The organism is Enterobacter sp. E20 (assembly GCF_000801755.2).
Lineage (GTDB): Bacteria > Pseudomonadota > Gammaproteobacteria > Enterobacterales > Enterobacteriaceae > Enterobacter > Enterobacter asburiae_B.
This window is the reverse complement of sequence record NZ_CP012999.1, coordinates 235,152-261,250: the sequence shown is the minus strand read 5'-3', so window position 1 is coordinate 261,250 and position 26,099 is coordinate 235,152. Positions and strand designations below refer to the sequence as shown.

General features: G+C 56.1%; 15 protein-coding genes and 3 rRNA genes. 7 read left to right on the top strand and 11 right to left on the bottom strand.

Translation table 11 applies throughout. The annotated features are described in order from the left end of the window. Positions 1-80: 80 nt before the first annotated feature. Positions 81-1,730: a glucose-6-phosphate isomerase gene (gene pgi, locus NI40_RS01150; protein ID WP_039264163.1), complete on the bottom strand. Its 1,650-nt coding sequence runs from the start codon at positions 1,728-1,730 to the stop codon at positions 81-83. 374 nt (positions 1,731-2,104) lie between these two features. Here pgi and lysC point away from each other — a divergent pair, with 374 nt between their 5' ends. The 3 genes from lysC to NI40_RS01135 all read left to right on the top strand — a co-directional run bounded on the left by lysC (position 2,105) and on the right by NI40_RS01135 (position 4,815). Continuing rightward, positions 2,105-3,454 carry a lysine-sensitive aspartokinase 3 gene (gene lysC / locus NI40_RS01145; protein ID WP_039264164.1) on the top strand — a complete coding sequence of 450 codons (1,350 nt, stop codon included), beginning with the start codon at positions 2,105-2,107 and terminating at the stop codon, positions 3,452-3,454. 93 nt (positions 3,455-3,547) lie between these two features. Beyond that, positions 3,548-4,492, top strand: a complete 945-nt coding sequence (gene panS, locus NI40_RS01140) for a ketopantoate/pantoate/pantothenate transporter PanS (RefSeq protein ID WP_039264165.1) — start codon at positions 3,548-3,550, stop codon at positions 4,490-4,492. Positions 4,493-4,542: 50 nt separating this feature from the next. After that, entirely contained in the window at positions 4,543-4,815 is a 273-nt protein-coding gene (locus NI40_RS01135) for a DUF3811 domain-containing protein (RefSeq protein WP_023309994.1), read from the top strand. Here the strand turns inward: NI40_RS01135 and rluF are convergent, their stop codons facing one another. After that, complete coding sequence (gene rluF, locus NI40_RS01130; RefSeq protein ID WP_039264166.1) at positions 4,816-5,688, bottom strand: 23S rRNA pseudouridine(2604) synthase RluF; 873 nt, start codon at positions 5,686-5,688, stop codon at positions 4,816-4,818. Between the two features lie 197 nt (positions 5,689-5,885). On the opposite strand from rluF, the gene NI40_RS01125 reads away from it, so the two are divergent. Both NI40_RS01125 and NI40_RS01120 read left to right on the top strand, forming a co-directional pair. Continuing rightward, entirely contained in the window at positions 5,886-6,188 is a 303-nt protein-coding gene (locus NI40_RS01125) for a type II toxin-antitoxin system RelE/ParE family toxin (protein ID WP_039264167.1), read from the top strand. Between the two features lie 6 nt (positions 6,189-6,194). Continuing rightward, positions 6,195-6,482, top strand: coding sequence for an addiction module antidote protein (locus tag NI40_RS01120; RefSeq protein WP_033144375.1), 288 nt, complete (start codon positions 6,195-6,197; stop codon positions 6,480-6,482). Here NI40_RS01120 and NI40_RS01115 read toward each other — a convergent pair. Together NI40_RS01115 and metH are read right to left on the bottom strand one after the other, a co-directional pair. Continuing rightward, complete coding sequence (locus NI40_RS01115) at positions 6,479-8,110, bottom strand: Na/Pi cotransporter family protein (protein WP_039264168.1); 1,632 nt, start codon at positions 8,108-8,110, stop codon at positions 6,479-6,481. The genes NI40_RS01120 and NI40_RS01115 overlap by 4 nt on opposite strands. 116 nt (positions 8,111-8,226) lie before the next feature. Then, positions 8,227-11,910: a methionine synthase gene (gene metH / locus NI40_RS01110; RefSeq protein WP_039264169.1), complete on the bottom strand. Its 3,684-nt coding sequence runs from the start codon at positions 11,908-11,910 to the stop codon at positions 8,227-8,229. 193 nt (positions 11,911-12,103) lie between these two features. Between metH and iclR the strand changes: the two genes are divergently transcribed. Continuing rightward, positions 12,104-12,934 carry a glyoxylate bypass operon transcriptional repressor IclR gene (gene iclR, locus NI40_RS01105; protein ID WP_045888359.1) on the top strand — a complete coding sequence of 277 codons (831 nt, stop codon included), beginning with the start codon at positions 12,104-12,106 and terminating at the stop codon, positions 12,932-12,934. Between the two features lie 68 nt (positions 12,935-13,002). On the opposite strand, the gene aceK is transcribed toward iclR, so the two are convergent. From aceK to NI40_RS01070, 7 genes are all read right to left on the bottom strand, one after another. After that, positions 13,003-14,742 (bottom strand): bifunctional isocitrate dehydrogenase kinase/phosphatase, encoded by a 1,740-nt coding sequence (aceK, locus tag NI40_RS01100; protein ID WP_039264170.1) that lies wholly within the window; start codon positions 14,740-14,742, stop codon positions 13,003-13,005. Positions 14,743-14,793: 51 nt separating this feature from the next. Continuing rightward, positions 14,794-16,098, bottom strand: a complete 1,305-nt coding sequence (gene aceA, locus NI40_RS01095) for an isocitrate lyase (RefSeq protein ID WP_023309986.1) — start codon at positions 16,096-16,098, stop codon at positions 14,794-14,796. A gap of 31 nt (positions 16,099-16,129) precedes the next feature. Continuing rightward, a complete protein-coding gene (aceB, locus tag NI40_RS01090) occupies positions 16,130-17,731 on the bottom strand; it encodes a malate synthase A (RefSeq protein ID WP_039264171.1) in 1,602 nt (533 codons plus the stop codon). A 270-nt stretch (positions 17,732-18,001) separates the two neighbouring features. Then, entirely contained in the window at positions 18,002-18,931 is a 930-nt protein-coding gene (gene metA / locus NI40_RS01085) for a homoserine O-acetyltransferase MetA (protein ID WP_024906663.1), read from the bottom strand. Positions 18,932-19,111: 180 nt separating this feature from the next. Then, positions 19,112-19,227 (bottom strand): 5S ribosomal RNA (gene rrf / locus NI40_RS01080). Positions 19,228-19,296: 69 nt separating this feature from the next. Beyond that, a 23S ribosomal RNA gene (locus tag NI40_RS01075) occupies positions 19,297-22,201 on the bottom strand. 199 nt (positions 22,202-22,400) lie between these two features. After that, a 16S ribosomal RNA gene (locus tag NI40_RS01070) occupies positions 22,401-23,942 on the bottom strand. Together the 16S, 23S and 5S rRNA genes form the textbook arrangement of a ribosomal RNA operon. Positions 23,943-24,504: 562 nt before the next feature. Here NI40_RS01070 and purH point away from each other — a divergent pair. Next, positions 24,505-26,094 carry a bifunctional phosphoribosylaminoimidazolecarboxamide formyltransferase/IMP cyclohydrolase gene (gene purH / locus NI40_RS01065; protein WP_033146979.1) on the top strand — a complete coding sequence of 530 codons (1,590 nt, stop codon included), beginning with the start codon at positions 24,505-24,507 and terminating at the stop codon, positions 26,092-26,094. Positions 26,095-26,099 lie beyond the last annotated feature (5 nt).

Genomic DNA, 26,099 nt, shown 5'->3' with positions numbered 1-26,099 from the left:
TTGAGTTAACTAACAGACATCAGGAATTATCCGATAAAAAAATGCCGGCATTAAGCCGGCACGTTTTCATGACGTTTTAATTACGCACGCCAGGCTTTATAACGGTTGATCAAACCATTTGTCGAGCTGTCATGGCTGCCAATCGCTTTATCGTCACCCAGCTCTGGCAGAATACGGTTTGCCAGCTGTTTGCCCAGCTCAACGCCCCACTGGTCAAAGGTGAAGATGTTCAGGATGGCGCCCTGCGTGAAGATCTTGTGCTCGTACAGGGCAATCAGCGCGCCCAGGCTGAACGGCGTGATTTCGCGCAGCAGGATGGAGTTGGTTGGGCGGTTGCCTTCGAACACTTTGAACGGCACAACGTGGTCCAGGGTTGCCGGATCTTTACCCTGGTCACGGTATTCCTGCTCAACCACTTCGCGGGATTTACCGAACGCCAGCGCTTCGGTCTGCGCAAAGAAGTTCGACAGCAGCTTCGGATGGTGGTCGGACAGCGGGTTATGGGTGATAGCCGGGGCGATGAAATCGCACGGTACCATTTTGGTGCCCTGGTGGATCAGCTGGTAGAAAGCATGCTGGCCGTTGGTGCCCGGCTCGCCCCAGATGATTGGGCCAGTCTGGTAATCCACCGCGTTGCCGTTACGGTCAACGTACTTACCGTTAGATTCCATGTTGCCCTGCTGGAAGTAAGCAGCAAAGCGGTGCATGTACTGGTCGTATGGCAGAATCGCTTCGGTTTCAGCGCCGAAGAAGTTGTTGTACCAGATACCGATCAGCGCCAGCAGCACCGGCAGGTTTTTCTCTGGTGCGGTGGTGGAGAAGTGTTTGTCCATCGCGTGCGCGCCGGAGAGCAGCTCGACGAAGTTGTCGAAGCCCACGGACAGGATGATGGACAGACCGATCGCAGACCACAGGGAGTAGCGGCCGCCAACCCAGTCCCAGAACTCGAACATGTTCGCGGTATCAATGCCGAACTCGCTGACGGCTTTACCGTTGGTAGACAGCGCCGCGAAGTGTTTCGCCACGTGCTTGTTGTCGCCCGCGGTTTTCAGGAACCAGTCGCGCGCGCTGTGGGCGTTGGTCATGGTTTCCTGAGTGGTGAAGGTTTTGGACGCAACCAGGAACAGGGTGGTTTCCGGGTTCACGTTCTTCAGCACTTCGGCGATGTGGGTACCATCGACGTTAGACACAAAGTGCATATTGAGGTGGTTTTTGTACGGGCGCAGCGCTTCGGTCACCATGAACGGACCGAGGTCAGAGCCGCCGATACCGATGTTCACCACGTCGGTGATTGCTTTACCGGTGTAGCCTTTCCAGCTACCGGAGATGATCGCTTCGGAGAAGGTTTTCATCTTTTCCAGCACCGCGTTCACTTCCGGCATGACGTCTTTGCCGTCAACGATGATTGGCGTATTGCTACGGTTACGCAGGGCCACGTGCAGCACGGCACGGTCTTCGGTACGGTTGATCTTCTCGCCGGAGAACATGGATTTGATGGCGTCGGCAAGCTCAGTCTCTTTCGCCAGATCCTGCAGTTTTGCCAGCGTTTCTTCGGTAATGCGGTTTTTGGAGAAATCCACCAGCATCAGGTCGTCGAAGGTCGCGGAGAACTTAGAGAAACGATCGGCATCTTTCGCGAACAGGTCCGCGATGGTGACGTCTTTCATTTCATCAAAATGTTTCTGGAGTGCCTGCCAGGCAGCGGTCTGCGTTGGGTTGATGTTTTTCATTAGCAATACTCTTCTGATTTGAGAATTGTGACTGCGGTCGATTGTAGCGCCTGCAAATAAAAATTGTGATGGTTTTTATGCCATTGCCCTGGCCTGCATCAAACACAGGTGAAAAGACCCGAAAAGTATAGCTGCTGAAGCGCTCTCCCGGGGCGGCGAAATGTCGGTCAAAAAGCCCTAAAACGGAGCATAAAATCTGGCGCTGTTATAAGTCCTGTTTCTCAGGGGTACCCCCCCATAAAAAATCCGCATAATCCCAGCATTGACAGGACCTCCCCCGCATTTTATTTATAGGGCCGTATTTTGCGCCTGCACCTGTTTTCATTTCATTCTTGTGCCATGGTCGCTTATTCATTCCCTGACACGAGGTTGTTATGACGAGTTTTGTGGTCGCCAAATTTGGCGGCACCAGTGTGGCCGATTACGATGCCATGAACCGCAGCGCCGATGTGGTGCTGGCCGATCCGAATACCCGCCTGGTGGTGCTGTCTGCCTCCGCCGGCGTGACGAACCTGCTGGTTTCTCTGTCTGAAGGACTGGAAGCGACAGAACGTTTCGTGAAGCTGGATGCACTGCGCAAAATTCAGTTCGACATCCTTGAACGTCTGCAGAACCCAAACGTCATCCGCGAGGAAGTGGAACGTCTGCTGGAAAATATCACCACTCTGGCAGAAGCGGCGTCTCTGGCTACCTCCACCGCCCTGACCGACGAACTGGTCAGCCACGGCGAGCTGATGTCCACCCTGCTGTTTGTCGAAATCATGCGCGAGCGTAACGTTCAGGCGCAGTGGTTTGACGTGCGTAAAGTGATGCGTACCAGCGATCGCTTTGGTCGTGCCGAGCCGGACGTTGAGACGCTGGCGGAGCTGACCAATCAGCAGCTGGCACCACGCCTGGCAGACGGTATCGTGATTACCCAGGGCTTTATCGGCAGTGAAGCGAAAGGCCGCACCACCACGCTTGGCCGCGGCGGCAGCGACTACACCGCCGCGCTGCTGGGCGAAGCCCTGCATGCAACGCGCGTGGATATCTGGACGGATGTTCCGGGCATTTACACCACCGACCCGCGCGTCGTTTCTGCGGCTAAACGTATTGATGTGATCGCCTTTGAAGAAGCGGCTGAAATGGCCACCTTCGGTGCAAAAGTGCTCCACCCGGCAACGCTGCTGCCGGCCGTACGCAGCGATATTCCGGTCTTCGTCGGCTCCAGCAAAGATCCGAAAGCGGGCGGGACGCTGGTCTGCAAGAAAACGGAAAACCCACCGCTGTTCCGCGCCCTGGCCCTGCGCCGTCGCCAGACGCTGGTGACGCTCCACAGCCACAATATGCTGCATTCACGCGGTTTCCTGGCGGAAGTGTTTGGCATTCTGGCGCGCCACAATATCTCGGTGGATCTGATCACCACCTCTGAAGTGAGCATTGCGCTTACGCTGGACACCACCGGCTCTACCTCCACCGGCGACACGCTGCTGACGCAGTCGCTGCTGATTGAGCTGTCTGAGCTGTGCCGCGTGGAAGTAGAAGAAGACCTGGCGCTGGTTGCCATCATCGGCAACAAGCTGTCGCGCGCCTGCGGCGTGGGTAAAGAGGTGTTCGGCGTGCTCGACCCGTTCAGCATCCGCATGATCTGCTACGGCGCATCCAGCTACAACCTCTGCTTCCTGGTGCCTGCCGATCAGGCCGAGCAGGTCGTGCAGAAACTTCATCAGAATTTGTTTGAATAAAATTCGTTAGCAGGATAAACAATACCTATAAGCCGGGCACAGACCCGGCTTTTTCATAACTAAACAACACGACAATACTGCAAGGAATCCACTATGTTATCCGCCGTTACGCGGCTGTTCCCGTTATGGGCGCTGCTGCTCTCCGTACTCGCGTATTACACCCCCGCCACGTTCACGGGCATTGGTCCGTGGGTCGCCACGCTGCTGATGCTGATCATGTTCGGTATGGGCGTGCATCTGAAAGTCGACGACTTTAAACGCGTGCTGTCTCGCCCTGCGCCCGTCGCGGCAGGGATCTTCCTGCACTACCTGGTGATGCCGCTTGCGGCGTGGCTGCTGGCGATGGCCTTTAAGATGCCGCCCGATCTCTCCGCCGGGATGGTGCTGGTGGGCAGCGTGGCCAGCGGCACGGCCTCCAACGTCATGATCTACCTGGCAAAAGGAGATGTGGCGCTCTCCGTCACCATCTCCTCCGTTTCAACGCTGGTTGGCGTCGTTGCCACGCCGCTGTTAACCCGCCTGTACGTGGACGCGCATATTCAGGTGGACGTGACGGGCATGCTGCTCAGCATTCTGCAGATTGTGGTGATCCCGATTGCGCTGGGGCTGGTCATTCACCATCTTTTCCCGCGCGTGGTGAAGGCCGTTGAGCCGTACCTGCCCGCGTTTTCGATGGTCTGCATTCTGGCGATCATCAGTGCCGTGGTGGCGGGTTCCGCATCGCACATTGCTTCCGTGGGCTTTGTCGTGATTATCGCCGTGGTGCTGCATAACACTATTGGCCTGCTGGGCGGCTACTGGGGCGGCAAGCTTTTTGGTTTTGACGAGTCGACCTGCCGCACGCTGGCAATCGAGGTAGGCATGCAGAACTCCGGCCTGGCGGCGGCACTCGGTAAAATTTACTTCTCCCCGCTGGCGGCCCTGCCCGGCGCGCTGTTCTCCGTCTGGCATAACCTCTCCGGCTCGCTGCTGGCGGGCTACTGGTCCGGCAAACCGATTGATGAACAAACGAAAAAAGATGCGGTGAAGCAGGGTTAATTTACGCGGCTTGCTTTACACTGAAGCCTCTCTATCAGGAGGCTTCAGCAATGGCTACACCACGTTTGACCCAGAAAGACATGACGGAAGCCGAGCAGCGCGAACTGAAAACGCTTCTCGACCGCGCCCGTATCGCACATGGCCGCACGCTGACGAACGCCGAAACCAATCAGGTGAAAAAAGAGTACATCGATAAGCTGATGGCGCAGCGTGACGCCGCGGCGAAAAAAGCCCGCAAGCTTAAAAAAGAGCAGGCTTATAAACCCGATGCAGAGGCGACCTTTTCCTGGTCCGCCACAACGTCTACCCGTGGAAGGCGCTAATCAGCGCCCTTTCTTTTTGCGCCCCGGCTGGGTAAAGCGTTTTCCATTACCCGGCTTGCCTCGCCCCTTATCTTCCGCCTGAGGCGCCTTCACCACCGGGCGCTTAATCGCCTGGGTTTTCGGTTTGGCTTTGGCCTTCGGCTTCGCTTCGGACGAGGAATTCTCGATAAGCTTGAAGAGCTCAATCAGCTCGTCATCCGTTAAATCGCGCCACTCGCCCAGCGGGATACCGGACAGGCTGACGTTCATGATGCGCGTGCGTTCCAGCTTCGTCACTTCATAACCGAAGTGCTCGCACATACGGCGGATCTGGCGGTTTAAGCCCTGCACCAGCGTAATGCGGAACGCGAACGGCGCTTCTTTCTTCACCTTACACTTTTTCGTGACGGTACCGAGGATCGGCACGCCCGCGCCCATGCCGCGAATAAATTCGTCCGTCACCGGCTTGTTCACCGTAACGACATACTCTTTCTCGTGGTCATTACCGGCACGCAGAATTTTGTTGACCAGATCGCCGTGGTTGGTGAGGAAAATCAGCCCCTGAGAGTCTTTATCCAGACGGCCAATCGGGAAGATACGGCTGCTGTGGTTCACGAAATCAACGATGTTGTCCCGCTCACCGTCTTCCGTGGTGCTGACAATCCCAACCGGTTTGTTCAACGCGATAAACACCAGGTCTTCAGCATCACGCGGTTCGATGACCTGACCATTCACTTTAACCACATCGCCAGGGACCACCTGGTCGCCGATGGTGGCGCGTTTGCCGTTAAGAAACACGTTACCTTGTTCAATGTAACGGTCAGCCTCGCGACGTGAGCAGATCCCGCTCTCGCTAATGTATTTGTTTAATCGGGTTGATTGAGTTTGCAGCATAGTTTCTCCTGTGAAGGGCGAAATATACCTTAGGTATGGGCTGGAAAAAAAGATTAGCCGACGGTTACTGAGACGGGTTTTTTATTTTGCGAGACGCTTTCAGGATTTAGCGTCAGGCCATTTATCCTTGAGCTACCTCCTTTTAGCTTTACTCTCCAGAGACAACTATTTGTAGTTTATAAATCACATGGAGTAATATGAAGGAGATCGTTCAGACAGAATCCTTCCAACGCTGGGAGCAAAACTTAAAAGATCGGCGAGCGAAAACCATTATCGCTTCCCGCCTCTTTCGGTTGGCAAATGGTTTAGCGGGCGACATTAAACCCGTGGGCGAAGGTATAAGTGAGCTGAGGATCCACTATGGTCCGGGCTACAGAATCTATTTTAAAGACCAGGGCAATTGCATCATCGTGCTGTTGTGTGGTGGTGACAAAAGCAGCCAGGCCAGAGACATACTTATGGCAAAAATGCTGAGCAATGTATCCCAATGGCAGGAGTGAATGAGCATGCATAAATTAACACCCTACGATCCAGCCAATGCGCTGGTGGATGACGAGGAAATCGCCGTGTTTATGGCTGATGCCTTAGAAACGGGCGACTCAGCGTATATTGCTAAAGCGCTGGGCGTCATCGCGCGCGCGAAAGGAATGTCGACCATTTCACAGCAAACTGGCCTATCACGAGAGCAACTGTATCGATCGTTCAGTGATAAAGGAAACCCAACGCTTAAAACCACTCTGGCGGTCATGAAAGCATTGGGTCTTGGGCTAACAATCAAACACGCTGGAGATTAATACTCATCCCGCTCGTCGTCTTCATCCGGCTGTTCCATCACGCTGTACGCCACCGCGCAGAACAACGAGTTGAGACGCTTCATATCCCCCAGCAGCCCCAGATGCAGGGAGCTGGTCTCGATACTCTGCACGTTCTGCTGGTGCAGACGCTCAACGTGGGCGTGCGAGTAGCGACGGTTCAGAATACGGAAACGATGCTTGTTGCGGCGCAGGCGGCGCGCGCTCGGCACGTCGCTGGAGAAGAAGACCAGCATCGCCAGCTTGAGGTTGCTGACCAGCTGTTCGTGCAGCGCTTCCAGCTCCTTCAGGCCTTCACCTGAAAACGCACGACGCGCGGCAAGGGATTTGTCGGCGATCTCGCTGCCCATACGCTCAACGATATCCGAGGCCTGCTCAAGGTTAAGCGACATCTCGATGATTTCCGCCCAGCGGCGGGACTCCTCTTCCGCCAGCTCGTCCTGCGGCATACGCGCCAGGTAAAGTTTAATGGCGGTATAGAGCACGTTGATATCGTCCGCCAGTCTGCGCAGTTCTTTCTCTTCACGCGGCTCGCCGTGCATCACCTTTTGCAGGCCTTCGAGCATGGTTTCCATTGCGTCGCCCATGCGCAGCGTCTCGCGCGCGGCATTCGCCAGCGCCAGCGCCGGGGTATCCAGCGCGGACGTATCCAGGTGCTTCGGTTTCAGGCGCGCATCCAGCTCCGGTTCGTCCTGAATGAGGCGTTCGCAGAAGCGGGCCATTGGCGCGGCAAACGGCACCATCGCCAGGCAGCGCACCAGGTTGTAGAACACGTGGAAGTAGATCACCAGCTCCGCCTTCGGCAGCGGGAGATTGTCCATCAGGTTCGCCAGCGGGTGGATAAAGGGCAGGATAATCAGGCTGCCCACCAGCTTAAACAGCAGGCTGCCCAGCGCCACGCGGCGGGCGGCGGCGTTGGCGGCGCTGTTGTTAAGCATCGCCAGCAGGCCTGAGCCGAGGTTGGCCCCGATCACCAGACACAGCGCTACCGGGAAAGAGATCGCCCCTGCGGCGGTAAGCGTGGCCGTCAGCAGAACCGCCGCCAGGCTGGAGTAGCTGACGATAGCAAACACCGCGCCAATGAGCGCGTCCAGCATGATGTCCCCGGTCAGGGAGGCGAAGATGACCTGAACGCCATTGGCCTCGGTGATTGGCGTGACCGCCTGCACAATCAGCTCCAGCGCCAGCAGGATCAGCCCGAGGCCAATTCCTACGCGCCCGAGCTGCCCGGCGCGCGTCTGTTTGCGGCCGAGGAAGAAGATGACGCCGAGAAAAATCAGCAGCGGCGACAGCCAGGAGAGATCGAAGGTCAGAACACGCGCCATCAGCGCGGTACCTACATCCGCCCCCAGCACAATCACCAGCGCCGGGGCCAGCGCCACCAGATCCTGCGCCACAAAGGAGGTCACAAGCAGTGTCGTGGCGTTACTGCTCTGCACCAGTGCCGTTACGCCAATGCCCGCGCAGAAGGCGAGCGGCTTCTTCTCAACGCTGCTGCTGAGAACGGTACGCAAGCGCGCGCCAAATACGCGCATCACGCCGGTACGGACGATATGGGTGCCCCATACGAGCAGTGCGACTGCAGAAAGCAGGTGTAACAGGGTCAGCACGGAAGGTTTTCCTCCTTATCGTTATTCGTTTTCCATAGGTTCAGTATAAGGGTTTAAACGTAAGAAAGAGACAGGGCGCCCAATGAGCGCCCTGTTTGTTGTAAGGAAAAGTGATTTTAGTCGGCGTCGTAGCCGAGATTAGGCGCCAGCCAGCGCTCCACTTCAGACACGCTCATGCCTTTGCGCAGGGCGTAATCTTCAATCTGATCCCGCTGCAGCTGCGCCACGGCAAAGTACTTGCTGTCCGGATGGCTGAAGTACCAGCCGGAAACGGACGCGCCTGGCCACATGGCGAACGACTCGGTGAGCTTCATGCCGGTATGGGCTTCCACGTCCAGCAGCTTCCAGATGGTGCCTTTTTCGGTGTGTTCCGGACAGGCCGGGTATCCCGGCGCCGGGCGAATCCCCTGGTAGTTTTCGCGGATCAGATCCTCATTGCTGAGGTTTTCATTCGCCGCGTAGCCCCAGTGCACCTTACGCACGCGCTCGTGGAGGTACTCGGCGAAGGCTTCCGCCAGGCGGTCGGCAATCGCTTTCACCATGATTTTATTGTAATCATCGTGCTGCGCTTCAAACGCGTCCGCCAGCGCGTCTTCTTCGAGACCGCCGGTTACCGCAAAAGCGCCGATATAGTCGGCTTTACCACTCAGCTTCGGCGCGACAAAATCGGCCAGGCAGTAGTTGGCAAAGCCCACTTTCTCGGTTTGCTGGCGCAGATGGCGGCTGACCGCCAGCACGTGGGTGCGGGTTTCATCGCGATAGATTTCGATGTCGTCGCCCACGCGGTTCGCCGGGAACAGGCCCACCACGCCGCGCGGGTTGAGGCTTTTCTCTGCGCTCAGCGTGTCGAGCATGTCGTTGGCATCTTTAAACAGGCGCTTCGCCTCCTCGCCAACCACCTCGTCTTCCAGGATGCGCGGATATTTGCCCGCCAGCGACCAGGTCATAAAGAACGGCGTCCAGTCGATGTAGTTGCGCAGCGTCTCGATGCTGGCCGTCACGTCCTGCACGCCCAGACGGTGTGCGACCGGCGGCGTGTAGCTGGACCAGTCGAAGGCCAGATCGTTGTCGCGCGCCGCCTGAAGTGAAACAGGCGGGGTGCGCGGCTTCTTACGGCCGTGCTGGATGCGAACGGTTTCGTACTCTTTGCGGGTGCGCGCCACAAAGTCATCGCGCAGGGTGTCGGAGAGCAGCGCTGAGACCACGCCCACCGTGCGCGAGGCGTTCTGCACGTAGACCGTCGGGCCGCTGTAGTTCTGCTCGATTTTCACCGCCGTGTGCGCTTTCGAGGTGGTCGCCCCGCCAATCAATAACGGAATGGTGAAGCCCTGTCGCTCCATCTCTTTTGCCACGTTGACCATTTCGTCGAGCGACGGCGTAATCAGCCCGGAGAGGCCAATCAGGTCGGCGTTCACTTCGCGCGCTGTCTTGAGGATTTTGTCCGCCGGGACCATCACGCCGAGGTCGATAATTTCGTAGTTATTACACTGCAGCACTACGCCGACGATATTCTTGCCGATGTCGTGCACGTCGCCCTTCACGGTGGCGATAACCATCTTGCCGTTGCTGGAGCCTTTCTCTTTGCTGGCTTCGATGTAGGGCTCCAGATAGGCCACTGCCTGCTTCATCACGCGGGCGGATTTCACCACCTGCGGCAGGAACATTTTGCCCTCGCCGAACAGATCGCCGACCACGTTCATGCCGTCCATCAGCGGGCCTTCGATCACCTCAATCGGGCGGGCTGCCTGCTGGCGCGCCTCTTCGGTATCGAGCTCGATAAATTCGGTGATGCCTTTTACCAGCGAGTATTCCAGGCGCTTTTTCACGTCCCAGGAACGCCACTCGGCCTGCTGAACGTTTGCCGCCTCATCCGATTTGCTGCCGCGGTATTTCTCCGCCAGGTCCAGCATGCGCTCGGTAGCGTCGTCGCGGCGGTTAAGGATCACGTCCTCGACGGCATCTCGCAGCTCGGCAGGAAGGTCGTCGTATATCGCCAGCTGGCCGGCGTTAACAATCCCCATGTCCATGCCGTTGCGGATGGCGTAGTAGAGGAACACGGCGTGGATCGCTTCGCGCACCGGGTCGTTGCCGCGGAACGAGAACGACACGTTCGATACGCCGCCGGAGATCAGCGCATGCGGCAGCTCGCGCTTGATGTCTTCACATGCGCCGATAAAGTCCTGGGCGTAGTTGTTGTGCTCTTCAATCCCGGTCGCAACGGCGAAGATATTCGGGTCAAAGATGATGTCTTCCGGCGGGAAGCCCACCTCTTCGGTCAAAATCTTGTACGCGCGGCGGCATATCTCGATTTTGCGCTCGCGGGTATCCGCCTGACCCACTTCGTCGAAGGCCATGACCACCACGGCGGCACCGTAGCGGCGGACCATCTTCGCGTGGTGGATAAAGATATCGACACCCTCTTTCATCGAGATGGAGTTGACGATGCCTTTACCCTGAATGCACTTCAGCCCTTTTTCGATGACCTCCCACTTGGAGGAGTCAATCATGATCGGCACGCGGGCGATGTCCGGCTCGCCGGCGATCAGGTTGAGGAAACGCACCATCGCCGCTTCGGCGTCGAGCATCCCCTCGTCCATGTTGATATCGATAATCTGCGCGCCGCTTTCCACCTGCTGGCGGGCAACGTCCAGCGCTTCGCTGTATTTCTCTTCTTTGATCAGGCGCTTGAACTTTGCAGAACCGGTGACGTTAGTACGCTCACCCACGTTCACAAACAGGCTGTCCTCGCCGATGGTCAACGGCTCGAGGCCGGAAAGGCGACAGGCAACCGGAAGCTCGGGCAGCTTGCGCGGCGGCAGACCGGCCACGGCGTTGCTCATGGCCTCGATGTGCTCCGGCGTGGTGCCGCAGCAGCCGCCGACGATGTTCAGGAAGCCAGACTCGGCCCACTCGCGGATTTGCGCCGCCATGGTGTCGGCATCGAGATCGTATTCACCGAACGCGTTCGGCAGACCGGCGTTCGGGTGGGCGGTGACGTAGCATTCCGCGATACGGGAAAGCTCCTGCACGTACTGACGCAGCTCATCCGGCCCCAGCGCGCAGTTCAGGCCAAAGGAGAGCGCTTCGGCGTGGCGCAGGGAGTTATAAAACGCTTCGGTTGTCTGACCGGACAGGGTACGGCCGGAGGCGTCGGTGATGGTGCCGGAAATCATGATCGGCAGGTCAACGCCCAGCGCTTCAAACTCCTCTTTCACCGCGTAAATCGCGGCTTTGGCATTGAGGGTGTCGAATACGGTTTCAATCAGGATCAGATCGGAACCGCCTTCCACCAGCGCTTTGGTCGATTCACGGTAGGCCGCGACCAGCTGATCGAAGGTGATATTACGAAACGCCGGGTCGTTGACGTCCGGTGAAATCGACGCGGTGCGGTTCGTCGGGCCAAGCACCCCGGCAACGTAGCGAGGCTTGTCCGGCGTGCGGGCCGTCCACTCGTCGGCGCAGGCGCGCGCCAGCTTCGCGGCTTCCAGGTTGATTTCCGCCGACAGGGATTCCATCTGGTAATCCGCCATGGCGATGGTTGTCGAGTTAAAGGTATTGGTTTCAACGATATCCGCACCCGCTTCGAAGTAGGCGTTGTGGATATCCTTAATAACGGACGGCTTGCTGAGCACCAGCAGGTCGTTGTTCCCTTTCAGGTCGCAGGGCCAGTCGGCAAAGCGTTCGCCGCGGAAATCGTCTTCACTCAGACGATACCCCTGGATCATGGTGCCCATGCCGCCGTCCAGCACCAGAATTCGTTCATTTAACTGCGCACGCAGTTGCTCTACTTTGCTGCTCACACTTGCTCCCGACAACGCTCAACAAGGCCAAAAGGCTGCGTTCCATACTGGCACAATCTCGCAGGGTGGAAAAGCCGCACAGCGGTAACATGAGACATGTTCACCATCACTCCTCCGATCAGTCAGGATAACGGTTGCAAATTCACCAAATAAAACGAAAATGATTTCCACGATACAGAAAAAGGAGATCGTCATGGTCGCGACCGTTCCCGCTAAACGCGGCAGAAAACCTGCTGCCACCACCGCCGCCGCACAACAGGGCGGACAGGTTCAATCGCTCACGCGCGGTTTGAAGCTGCTGGAGTGGATAGCCGAGTCGCACAGCAGCGTGGCCCTGACCGAGCTGGCCCAGCAGGCTGGCCTGCCGAACTCCACGACGCACCGCCTGCTGACCACCATGCAGCAGCTGGGCTTTGTCCGCCAGGTCGGCGAGCTGGGGCACTGGGCGGTGGGCGCGCACGCGTTTATCGTCGGCAGCAGCTTCCTGCAGAGCCGCAACCTGCTGGCAATTGTGCACCCGATTCTGCGTAAGCTGATGGAGGAGTCCGGCGAGACCGTAAACCTGGCGGTGCTGGACCAGAGCGACCACCAGGCGATTATCATCGACCAGGTGCAGTGCACGCAGCTGATGCGCATGTCCGCACCGATTGGCGGCAAGCTGCCGATGCATGCCTCCGGGGCGGGGAAAGCGTTTCTCTCGCAGCTGAGCGAAGAGCAGGTGACGGGACTGCTGCACCGTAAAGGTCTGCACGCCTATACCCACGCCACGCTGGTATCGCCCGTGCATCTGAAAGAAGATCTGGCCCTGACCCGCAAGCGCGGCTATTCGTTTGATGATGAAGAACATGCCCTGGGCCTGCGCTGCCTCGCGGCCTGTATTTTTGACGAGCACCGCGAGCCGTTTGCCGCCATCTCCATCTCCGGGCCGATTTCGCGCATGACCGACGACCGCGTGACCGAGCTGGGCGCGCTGGTGATTAAGGCGGCGAAAGAGGTGACGCTGGCGTACGGTGGGATTCGTTGAGATTGAGTGCGGCCTGATTCCCTCACCCCGGCCCTCTCCCACAGGGAGAGGGAGAAAATCTGATGCCCTCACCCTGCTAGAGAGGGTGCAAACCTAATGCAAAACCTCTGCTTGCGGCGGTAAGCGTACACATCTTCGACATGCCCATTTTTGATCCGCGTTTGCAGCCCGCGCCAGTAGCTGGCGCGGAACAGATCCTCATGCATCTCTTCGAATAGCGGCCCGATGCGCGGGTCGGCGCACAGCCAGTGGCGAAACTCCTCCGGAAACACATCGCCCGGCGAGACGCTGTACCACGGCTCGCCGGAAAGCTCGTCTTCCGGGTAGCGGGGCTGTGGTATATCGCGGAAATTCACCTCGGTCATGTAGCAAATTTCGTCGTAGTCGTAGAACACCACCCGCCCGTGACGGGTGACGCCGAAGTTTTTAAACAGCATGTCGCCCGGGAAAATATTGGCGGCGGCAAGCTGGCGAATCGCGTTGCCGTATTCTTCAATGGCATCCCGCAGCGCCTGACCTTCGGACTGCTCAAGCCAGATATTCAGCGGCACCATACGGCGTTCGATGTAGAGATGGCTAATGGCAATTTTGTCGCCAAGATCGGTGATTTTCGCAGGTGCTTCCTGCATTAACAGCGCCATGAGCGCCGGGTCGATCTGCTGTTTATCCAGCACAAAGTTTTCGAACTCCTGGGTATCCGCCATGCGCCCGACGCGGTCGTGCTCTTTAACCAGCTGATAGCAGGCGCGAACGTGCGCGGCGGTCATCTCTTTCTGCGGTGCGAATCTGTCTTTAATCACCTTAAAGACCCGGTCGAAACCCGGCAGCGTAAAGACCAGCATCACCATACCGCGAATGCCGGGCGCTTCGATAAACTGCTCATCGGCCGCGGTGACATAGCGCAGGTACTCCCGGTAGCTTTCCGTTTTGGCGTGCTTCTGGCAGCCAATCGCCATATACAGCTCGGCGGTGGTTTTGCCCGGCAGGATTTCGCGCAGCCACTCCACCAGCGCGGCAGGCAGCGGGGCGTACACCATGAAATAGGAGCGAGCGAAGCCAAACACGATGCTGGCCTCGGCGCTGGTGGTCAGGCAGGTATCGACAAACAGTTCCCCGTCGTCGGTACGGTGAATGGGCAGCAGAAACGGCACAATGGCGGTCGGCGTAACCAGTTTGCCCACCAGCCAGGCGGCTTTATTGCGGTAGAAAAGCTCGTTGGCAACCTGCAAATGGCTGTGGCTGAGCACCTCAGCGCCGAAGGTTTCGTTGAGATGGGCGTGGACATAGCCGATATCCCGGGTTTTATTCTCCCAGGGCAGGCGCAGCGGCAGATCCGTTAGCACGCGGTGCAGGAGCTTTTCCCATCCGCGATCGGGAAAGAAATCTTTCGCCAGCGGACGGGGAATGGTTCGAAAGCGTCGCTCGGGCTGGGAGCTGAAGATAAATAACCGCTCAGGAGATAGTGAGCGGTGGTCAAATAACCGGCAATAGACGGAGTTGAAAAAGCTCTCCGCAATCTCGAAGCGCGGGTAATCGGGTAACAAATGGGTGTAGTGCTCTTTCACGCGCAGTAAAAAATCCGCGTCGGGACTTTTACCGTCGGTAATACAGCGCAGCTGCTCCACCACCAGACCCACGTGGTGATCGTAGAGATGGATACGCTGCTTCATGGCCTGCTGAACCGCATGCCAGTCTGCATGTTCGAAGCGCTGCTGCGCGCCGGATGTCACTTCAAGAAAACGACCATACTGGGCATCGAAGCCCTGCAAAATAGTTTGGGCAATCAGCAATTCCAGGCCACGCGACATATATTCCCCCTCACCCCAACCCTCTCCCCGAGAGGGGAGAGGGGGAAAAGATTAGAACTGTGCTTCTTCCGTTGAACCCGTTAAGGCGGTGACGGAGGAGGTTCCGCCCTGGATAATCGTGGTCACATTGTCAAAGTAGCCGGTTCCCACCTCCTGCTGGTGAGACACGAAGGTGTAACCGTCTTTGCCCGCCGCAAACTCCGGCTGCTGCACCTTCTCAACGTAGTGCTTCATGCCCTCACCCTGCGCATAGGCGTGCGCCAGGTCGAACATGTTGAACCACATGCTGTGGATACCGGCCAGGGTAATGAACTGGTATTTGTAGCCCATGTCGGACAGCTGCTGCTGGAAGCTGGCGATGGTTTTGTCATCCAGCTTTTTCTGCCAGTTGAAGGACGGCGAGCAGTTATAGGCCAGCAGTTTGCCCGGATACTTCGCGTGGATGGCGTCGGCAAAGCGTTTTGCCAGCGCCAGATCCGGCGTAGAGGTTTCACACCAGACCAGGTCCGCGTAAGGCGCGTACGCCAGGCCGCGGCTGATCGCCTGTTCAATGCCGGCATGGGTGCGGTAGAAGCCTTCACTGGTACGCTCGCCGGTGATGAACTCGCTGTCGTACGGGTCGCAGTCAGAGGTGATCAGGTCCGCCGCATCGGCATCAGTACGGGCAATCACCAGCGTCGGCACGCCGAGCACGTCAGCGGCCAGACGCGCGGCAACCAGCTTCTGTACGGCTTCCTGTGTAGGAACCAGCACCTTACCGCCCATGTGTCCGCATTTTTTCACTGACGCCAGCTGGTCTTCGAAGTGAACGGCCGCTGCACCGGCCTCAATCATCGATTTCATCAGCTCGAAGGCGTTCAGCACGCCGCCGAAGCCCGCCTCCGCATCCGCGACGATCGGCAGGAAGTAGTCAGTAAAGCGCGGATCGCCAGGTTCGATTCCGGCGGCCCACTGGATCTGATCCGCGCGGCGGAAGGTATTGTTGATCCGATCCACCACCGACGGTACGGAGTTAGCCGGATAGAGCGACTGATCCGGGTACATGCTGGAGGCCAGGTTGGCGTCCGCCGCGACCTGCCAGCCGGAGAGATAAATCGCCTCAATACCCGCCTTCGCCTGCTGCAGCGCCTGACCGCCGGTCAGCGCGCCGAGGCTGTTGATGTAACCCTTTTTAGAGCCACCGTGCAGCAGCTTCCACATTTTCGCCGCACCGTTCTGTGCCAGCGTGCATTCCGGATTGACCGAGCCGCGTAATTTCACCACTTCCTCCGCGCTGTAAGGACGGCGGATGCCTTCCCAGCGAGGCTGTGTCCACTCTTTCTTCAACTCTTCGATTTGTTGGGTACGGGTTTTCATGTGCAGATGCTCCATATTGTTATGTGGTGAGTTACGCCAGGAAGCGGTAGCCCGGCAGGGTCAGGAAGTCGATTAAGTCATCTGATGTGGTGATTTGCTCCATCAGGCGCGCGGCGTCGTCAAAACGTCCGCTGCTGAAGCGGTGCTCGCCCAGCTCGTCCTGGATCACCCGCATCTCTTCGGCCAGCATCTGGCGGAACAGGGTCTTGGTCACCGGTTTGCCGTTGCTGAGCGTTTTTTGATGGTGGATCCACTGCCAGATGGAGGTACGTGAGATCTCCGCCGTCGCGGCATCTTCCATCAGGCCGTAGATAGGTACGCAGCCGTTGCCGGAGATCCACGCTTCGATGTACTGGACCGCGACGCGGATATTGGCACGCATGCCCTCTTCCGTACGCTCGCCCGCGCACGGTGCCAGCAGCTGTTCTTCAGCCGTTGGGGCATCGTCTTCACGCGTGACAAACAGCTGGTTTTTGTTGTCGCCGAGAACGCGGTTAAAGACCTCCATCGCCGTATCGGCAAGACCAGGATGGGCAATCCACGTGCCGTCGTGACCGTTACGGGCTTCAAGCTCTTTGTCGGCTTTAACCTTATTGAGCACCTGATTGTTGCGCTCTGCGTCTTTGCTCGGGATAAATGCCGCCATGCCGCCCATCGCAAAGGCGCCGCGCTTGTGGCAGGTTTTGATCAGCAGGCGCGAGTAAGCGCTCAGGAACGGTTTATCCATGGTCACGACCTGGCGATCCGGCAACACGCGGTCGGGATAGTTTTTCAGGGTTTTGATGTAGCTGAAAATATAGTCCCAGCGTCCGCAGTTCAGGCCGACGATGTGGTCGCGCAGGGCGTGCAGAATTTCATTCATCTGGAACACGGCAGGCAGCGTTTCAATCAGCAGCGTGGCTTTGATGGTGCCGCGCGGCAGGTTGAAACGATCTTCCGCATAGCTGAAGACCTCGCTCCACCAGGCCGCTTCCTGCCAGGCCTGCGTTTTTGGCAGATAGAAATAAGGGCCGCTGCCTTTTGCCAGCAGGTTCTTGTAGTTGTGGAAGAAATAGAGCGCGAAATCAAACAGGCTGCCCGGAATGGCTTCCCCACGCCAGGTGACATGTTTTTCAGGCAGGTGCAGGCCGCGCACGCGACAGATCAGCACCGCAGGGTTTGGTTTGAGCTGGTAAATTTTGCCGGCTTCGTTGGTATAGCTGATGGTGCCGTTCACGGCGTCGCGCAGGTTGATCTGCCCCTCGATGACCTTACGCCAGTCCGGCGCCAGAGAGTCTTCAAAATCGGCCATGAAGACTTTAACGTTGGCGTTCATGGCGTTGATCACCATTTTGCGCTCTACCGGACCGGTGATCTCAACGCGACGATCCTGTAAATCTTCAGGGATGCCGCGGATTTTCCACTCACCGCGACGAATGGAAGCGGTTTCCGAAATGAAGCCAGGCAACTTGCCATCGTCAATTTCCTGCTGCTGATGAATGCGCGCCGCCAGCAGCTTATTACGCTGCGGCGTAAAGCGGGTCACCAGTTCAGTCAGAAACTCTACCGCTTCCGCCGTCAACACTTGCTGTTCTTGCTCGCCATACGGCTGGGTAAAGGCCAGTTCATCGACCGTCGTTGCCTGTTGAGTCATTACTCTGCTCCTCATCAAAGATCCAAAATCACGCCCCCGATGCGAACGAAAGATCGTTGGGTAGTTTTCGCTCAGCAGAATTAAGACTATCTATATTTTTTCTAAAATCAAAAACAATTTCCATTTTAATTATTAATTGTGATTAATTGATTGATTTCATTGAGATTAAAGTTGGATCGAACGGTGAGTGACATTTCGGAAATAAAAAAGGCACCCGAAGGTGCCTGATTTGAATAGCTGAAACGCTTTAGGATCGTTTAGTGCAGAAGATTACTCCAGCGTCGGATTCATGTGGCGCAGATCGTATGGCGTGATCTGGTAGACGTAATAGTTGAGCCAGTTAGTGAAAAGCAAATTCCCGTGGCTGCGCCAGGTTGCTCTCGGTTTGTTTTGCGGATCGTCTTTCGGGAAATAGTTGTACGGTACATCCGGATTAAGACCCGCTTCGACATCGCGGAAATACTCTGACGCGAGGGTATGCGGATCGTACTCAGGATGTCCGGTCACAAAAGCAATGCGTTTATCCTTGCTGGCAAACAGGTAAGCATCTCCGTCTTCCGTTTCGGCCAGGATCTCCAGATCGGTGTAATCACGAATCAGCTGGGCCGGGAAATCGGCGTAGCGCGAATGCGGGGCCAGGAAAGAGTCATCGAAACCACGCGTCAGCAAAGCGTGCGGGTGAAGAATGTGGTGTTCGTATACGCCAGAGAGCTTTTCAGTGCGGGTTTGCTTGGGGATGCCATAAAGAATATTCAGTGCGGCTTGTACCGCCCAACAGACAAACAATGTGGAGGTAACGTGATCTTTTGCCCACTCCAGAACCTGTTTGATCTGAGGCCAGTAGGCGACATCGTTAAATTCAACCAGGCCGAGCGGCGCGCCGGTCACGATCAGTCCGTCGAAGTTTTCCCCCTGAATGTCATCGAAGTTACAGTAGAAGTTGTTCAGATGCTCAGATGGCGTGTTACGTGATTCACGGGCATCGATTCGCAGCAGCTGGATATCCACCTGCAGCGGAGAGTTCGACAGAAGACGCAGGAACTGGTTTTCTGTTTCGATCTTTTTTGGCATCAGATTGAGAATAAGCACCTTCAGCGGGCGAATTTCCTGACCTGTCGCACGCGAAGCCGTCATGACGAAGACGTTTTCTTCACGCAAGAAATTGACGGCTGGTAGCTCGTCCTGCACCCGAATCGGCATAGCTTTATATCCTCACAGCATACGTATAAACGTTTAGACATCCAGATAGCTAACGATACCCAGAAACGGGCATAATGTCGAGCCTGCAAGCGGAAGGTGAGAAAGTTTCAAGGAGGGGGGAGAGGGAAAAACAAAAGCAAAAAACCCCGCACCTTACGGTACGGGGTTCTTCTAATTGATGCCTGGCAGTTCCCTACTCTCACATGGGGAGACCCCACACTACCATCGGCGCTACGGCGTTTCACTTCTGAGTTCGGCATGGGGTCAGGTGGGACCACCGCGCTAAAGCCGCCAGGCAAATTCTGTTAATCTGTATCAGGCTGAAAATCGTGTCTTTCTCTTCGCCGAAACAGCTTCGGCGTTGTAAGGTTAAGCCTCACGGTTCATTAGTATCGGTTAGCTCAACGCATCGCTGCGCTTACACACCCGACCTATCAACGTCGTAGTCTTCAACGTTCCTTCAGGACCCTTAAAGGGTCAGGGAGAACTCATCTCGGGGCAAGTTTCGTGCTTAGATGCTTTCAGCACTTATCTTTTCCGCATTTAGCTACCGGGCAGTGCCATTGGCATGACAACCCGAACACCAGTGATGCGTCCACTCCGGTCCTCTCGTACTAGGAGCAGCCCCCCTCAATTCTCCAGCGCCCACGGCAGATAGGGACCGAACTGTCTCACGACGTTCTAAACCCAGCTCGCGTACCACTTTAAATGGCGAACAGCCATACCCTTGGGACCTACTTCAGCCCCAGGATGTGATGAGCCGACATCGAGGTGCCAAACACCGCCGTCGATATGAACTCTTGGGCGGTATCAGCCTGTTATCCCCGGAGTACCTTTTATCCGTTGAGCGATGGCCCTTCCATTCAGAACCACCGGATCACTATGACCTGCTTTCGCACCTGCTCGAGCCGTCACTCTCGCAGTCAAGCTAGCTTATGCCATTGCACTAACCTCCTGATGTCCGACCAGGATTAGCTAACCTTCGTGCTCCTCCGTTACTCTTTGGGAGGAGACCGCCCCAGTCAAACTACCCACCAGACACTGTCCGCAACCCGGATTACGGGTCTACGTTAGAACACCAGCCATTAAAGGGTGGTATTTCAAGGTCGGCTCCACGCAGACTGGCGTCCACGCTTCAAAGCCTCCCACCTATCCTACACATCAAGGACCAGTGTTCAGTGTCAAGCTATAGTAAAGGTTCACGGGGTCTTTCCGTCTTGCCGCGGGTACACTGCATCTTCACAGCGAGTTCAATTTCACTGAGTCTCGGGTGGAGACAGCCTGGCCATCATTACGCCATTCGTGCAGGTCGGAACTTACCCGACAAGGAATTTCGCTACCTTAGGACCGTTATAGTTACGGCCGCCGTTTACCGGGGCTTCGATCAAGAGCTTCGCGTTGCCGCTAACCCCATCAATTAACCTTCCGGCACCGGGCAGGCGTCACACCGTATACGTCCACTTTCGTGTTTGCACAGTGCTGTGTTTTTAATAAACAGTTGCAGCCAGCTGGTATCTTCGACTGATTTCAGCTCCACCCGCAGGGGCTTCACCTACATATCAGCGTGCCTTCTCCCGAAGTTACGGCACCATTTTGCCTAGTTCCTTCACCCGAGTTCTCTCAAGCGCCTTGGTATTCTCTACCTGACCACCTGTGTCGGTTTGGGGTACGATTTGATGTTACCTGATGCTTAGAGGCTTTTCCTGGAAGCAGGGCATTTGTTACTTCAGCACCGTAGTGCCTCGTCATCACACCTCAGCGTTAAAAGGTACCGGATTTACCTGGAACCTCCGCCTACATGCTTAAACCGGGACAACCGTCGCCCGGCTAACATAGCCTTCTCCGTCCCCCCTTCGCAGTAACACCAAGTACAGGAATATTAACCTGTTTCCCATCGACTACGCCTTTCGGCCTCGCCTTAGGGGTCGACTCACCCTGCCCCGATTAACGTTGGACAGGAACCCTTGGTCTTCCGGCGAGCGGGCTTTTCACCCGCTTTATCGTTACTTATGTCAGCATTCGCACTTCTGATACCTCCAGCATGCCTCACAGCACACCTTCAACGGCTTACAGAACGCTCCCCTACCCAACAACACCTAAGTGTCGCTGCCGCAGCTTCGGTGCATGGTTTAGCCCCGTTACATCTTCCGCGCAGGCCGACTCGACCAGTGAGCTATTACGCTTTCTTTAAATGATGGCTGCTTCTAAGCCAACATCCTGGCTGTCTGTGCCTTCCCACATCGTTTCCCACTTAACCATGACTTTGGGACCTTAGCTGGCGGTCTGGGTTGTTTCCCTCTTCACGACGGACGTTAGCACCCGCCGTGTGTCTCCCGTGATAACATTCTTCGGTATTCGTAGTTTGCATCGGGTTGGTAAGCCGGGATGGCCCCCTAGCCGAAACAGTGCTCTACCCCCGAAGATGAGTTCACGAGGCGCTACCTAAATAGCTTTCGGGGAGAACCAGCTATCTCCCGGTTTGATTGGCCTTTCACCCCCAGCCACAAGTCATCCGCTAATTTTTCAACATTAGTCGGTTCGGTCCTCCAGTTAGTGTTACCCAACCTTCAACCTGCCCATGGCTAGATCACCGGGTTTCGGGTCTATACCCTGCAACTTAACGCCCAGTTAAGACTCGGTTTCCCTTCGGCTCCCCTATACGGTTAACCTTGCTACAGAATATAAGTCGCTGACCCATTATACAAAAGGTACGCAGTCACACCACTAGGGTGCTCCCACTGCTTGTACGTACACGGTTTCAGGTTCTTTTTCACTCCCCTCGCCGGGGTTCTTTTCGCCTTTCCCTCACGGTACTGGTTCACTATCGGTCAGTCAGGAGTATTTAGCCTTGGAGGATGGTCCCCCCATATTCAGACAGGATACCACGTGTCCCGCCCTACTCTTCGAGTTCACAACCTGTGTGCTTTCGTGTACGGGACTGTCACCCTGTACCGTGCGACTTTCCAGACGCTTCCACTAACACACAAGCTGATTCAGACTCTGGGCTGCTCCCCGTTCGCTCGCCGCTACTGGGGGAATCTCGGTTGATTTCTTTTCCTCGGGGTACTTAGATGTTTCAGTTCCCCCGGTTCGCCTCGTTAACCTATGTATTCAGTTAACGATAGTGCAACGAATTGCACTGGGTTTCCCCATTCGGACATCGCCGGGTCAAAGGTTCATATCACCTCGCCGGCGCTTTTCGCAGATTAGCACGTCCTTCATCGCCTCTGACTGCCAGGGCATCCACCGTGTACGCTTAGTCGCTTAACCTCACAACCCGAAGATGTTTCACTTCTGATTGCGAAAATTTGAGAGACTCGAACACACCATTAAAGATGTGTCGTTTCAATTTTCAGCTTGATCCAGATTTTTAAAGAGCAAAACTTCTTAATGCACTCAAAAGTACATTCAGAAGTTCATCATTCATCAGACAATCTGTGTGAGCACTGCAAAGGCAGGTTCTTTAAGGTAAGGAGGTGATCCAACCGCAGGTTCCCCTACGGTTACCTTGTTACGACTTCACCCCAGTCATGAATCACAAAGTGGTAAGCGCCCTCCCGAAGGTTAAGCTACCTACTTCTTTTGCAACCCACTCCCATGGTGTGACGGGCGGTGTGTACAAGGCCCGGGAACGTATTCACCGTAGCATTCTGATCTACGATTACTAGCGATTCCGACTTCATGGAGTCGAGTTGCAGACTCCAATCCGGACTACGACGCACTTTATGAGGTCCGCTTGCTCTCGCGAGGTCGCTTCTCTTTGTATGCGCCATTGTAGCACGTGTGTAGCCCTACTCGTAAGGGCCATGATGACTTGACGTCATCCCCACCTTCCTCCAGTTTATCACTGGCAGTCTCCTTTGAGTTCCCGGCCTAACCGCTGGCAACAAAGGATAAGGGTTGCGCTCGTTGCGGGACTTAACCCAACATTTCACAACACGAGCTGACGACAGCCATGCAGCACCTGTCTCAGAGTTCCCGAAGGCACCAATCCATCTCTGGAAAGTTCTCTGGATGTCAAGAGTAGGTAAGGTTCTTCGCGTTGCATCGAATTAAACCACATGCTCCACCGCTTGTGCGGGCCCCCGTCAATTCATTTGAGTTTTAACCTTGCGGCCGTACTCCCCAGGCGGTCGACTTAACGCGTTAGCTCCGGAAGCCACGCCTCAAGGGCACAACCTCCAAGTCGACATCGTTTACGGCGTGGACTACCAGGGTATCTAATCCTGTTTGCTCCCCACGCTTTCGCACCTGAGCGTCAGTCTTTGTCCAGGGGGCCGCCTTCGCCACCGGTATTCCTCCAGATCTCTACGCATTTCACCGCTACACCTGGAATTCTACCCCCCTCTACAAGACTCTAGCCTGCCAGTTTCGAATGCAGTTCCCAGGTTGAGCCCGGGGATTTCACATCCGACTTGACAGACCGCCTGCGTGCGCTTTACGCCCAGTAATTCCGATTAACGCTTGCACCCTCCGTATTACCGCGGCTGCTGGCACGGAGTTAGCCGGTGCTTCTTCTGCGGGTAACGTCAATTGCTGAGGTTATTAACCTCAACACCTTCCTCCCCGCTGAAAGTACTTTACAACCCGAAGGCCTTCTTCATACACGCGGCATGGCTGCATCAGGCTTGCGCCCATTGTGCAATATTCCCCACTGCTGCCTCCCGTAGGAGTCTGGACCGTGTCTCAGTTCCAGTGTGGCTGGTCATCCTCTCAGACCAGCTAGGGATCGTCGCCTAGGTGAGCCGTTACCCCACCTACTAGCTAATCCCATCTGGGCACATCTGATGGCAAGAGGCCCGAAGGTCCCCCTCTTTGGTCTTGCGACGTTATGCGGTATTAGCTACCGTTTCCAGTAGTTATCCCCCTCCATCAGGCAGTTTCCCAGACATTACTCACCCGTCCGCCGCTCGTCACCCGGAGAGCAAGCTCTCCTGTGCTACCGCTCGACTTGCATGTGTTAGGCCTGCCGCCAGCGTTCAATCTGAGCCATGATCAAACTCTTCAATTTAAGTTTGATGCTCGTGAATTAAACTTCGTAATGAATTACGTATGTTCACTCAGAGACTTGGTATTCATTTTTCGTCTTGCGACGTTAAGAATCCATGTCACTTTGAGTGCCCACACAGATTGTCTGATAAATTGTTAAAGAGCAGTTGCAACGCGGCTTTCGCTCACCGTTGCGAGGTGGCGTATATTACGCTTTCCTCTTTCAGAGTCAACCCGTTATTTCAGGATTTTTTCTCTTCAACCGAACCGGCTGTTGTGTGAAGTGATTCACATCCGCCGTGTCGATGGAGGCGCATTATAGGGAGTTCTCAGCTGGCCGCAACCGCTAAATGACAGAAAAATGACTGACTGCTGCATTCCACAGCAAAACCCCGCCTTATACCTTTTTACACACAGACTTATCCACAATGATACGAAAAAGTGAAAATGTGCGAGCGTTGCGCAAACGTTTTCGTTAAAATGCTCGCGCTTAATAAGGATGCCCCGTCAGGTGTGTTAGATGAGTTTTTCGCAGGAAAATTCATCTAACGCTCTCTGTAATCGTGAAATCCAGGGGATTTACCATGCAACAACGTCGTCCAGTCCGCCGCGCTCTGCTCAGTGTTTCTGATAAAGCCGGTATCGTCGAATTCGCTCAGGCACTTTCCGCACGCGGTGTGGAGCTGCTTTCTACAGGCGGTACCGCTCGCCTGTTAGCAGATAAAGGTCTGCCGGTAACCGAAGTGTCCGATTACACCGGTTTCCCGGAAATGATGGATGGACGCGTCAAAACCCTGCATCCGAAAGTGCACGGCGGTATTCTTGGCCGTCGCGGTCAGGACGACGCCATTATGGAACAGCATGACATCGCCCCAATCGACATGGTTGTCGTTAACCTCTACCCTTTTGCCCAGACCGTTGCTCGCGAAGGCTGTTCTCTGGAAGATGCCGTAGAGAATATTGATATCGGCGGCCCAACCATGGTGCGCTCCGCGGCCAAGAACCATAAAGATGTGGCCATCGTCGTAAAGAGCAGCGATTACAACACCATTATTAATGAGATGGATGCCAACGAAGGGTCCCTGACTCTGGAAACGCGTTTCGACCTCGCCATCAAAGCCTTCGAGCACACCGCGGCGTACGACAGCATGATCGCCAACTACTTCGGTAGCCTGGTGCCTGCTTACCACGGTGAAAGCAAAGATCCTTCTGGCCGCTTCCCGCGCACCCTGAATCTGAACTTCATTAAGAAGCAGGATATGCGTTACGGTGAGAACAGCCACCAGCAGGCTGCCTTCTATATAGAAGAAGAGGTAAAAGAAGCCTCTGTTGCGACCGCTCAGCAGGTTCAGGGCAAAGCGCTCTCCTATAACAACATTGCTGACACCGACGCCGCGCTGGAATGCGTGAAAGAGTTCAGCGAGCCGGCCTGCGTTATCGTTAAGCATGCGAACCCATGCGGCGTTGCCGTGAGCACCTCTATTCTCGATGCCTACGATCGCGCCTACAAAACCGACCCGACCTCCGCGTTTGGCGGCATTATCGCCTTCAACCGCGAGCTGGATGCTGAAACCGCACAGGCCATCATCTCCCGCCAGTTCGTTGAAGTGATCATCGCGCCATCCGCATCCGAAGAGGCGCTGAAAATCACCGCGGCAAAACAGAACGTGCGCGTGCTGGTTTGCGGCCAGTGGGCAGAACGCGTGCCGGGCCTGGACTTCAAGCGTGTGAACGGCGGCCTGCTGGTTCAGGACCGCGATCTGGGTATGGTGACAGAAGCCGACCTGCGCGTGGTAACCAAACGTCAACCGACCGAACAGGAACTGCGTGACGCGCTGTTCTGCTGGAAGGTCGCGAAGTTCGTCAAATCCAACGCCATCGTCTACGCCAAAGAAAACATGACTATCGGGATAGGCGCAGGCCAGATGAGCCGCGTTTACTCCGCGAAAATCGCGGGCATTAAAGCAGGCGATGAAGGTCTGGAAGTAAAAGGCTCCGCCATGGCTTCTGACGCCTTCTTCCCGTTCCGTGACGGTATCGACGCGGCTGCTGCAGTGGGCATCACCTGTGTGATCCAGCCTGGCGGCTCAATTCGCGACGACGAAGTGATTGCCGCTGCCGACGAACATGGCATTGCAATGATCTTCACCGACATGCGCCACTTCCGCCATTAATTCCC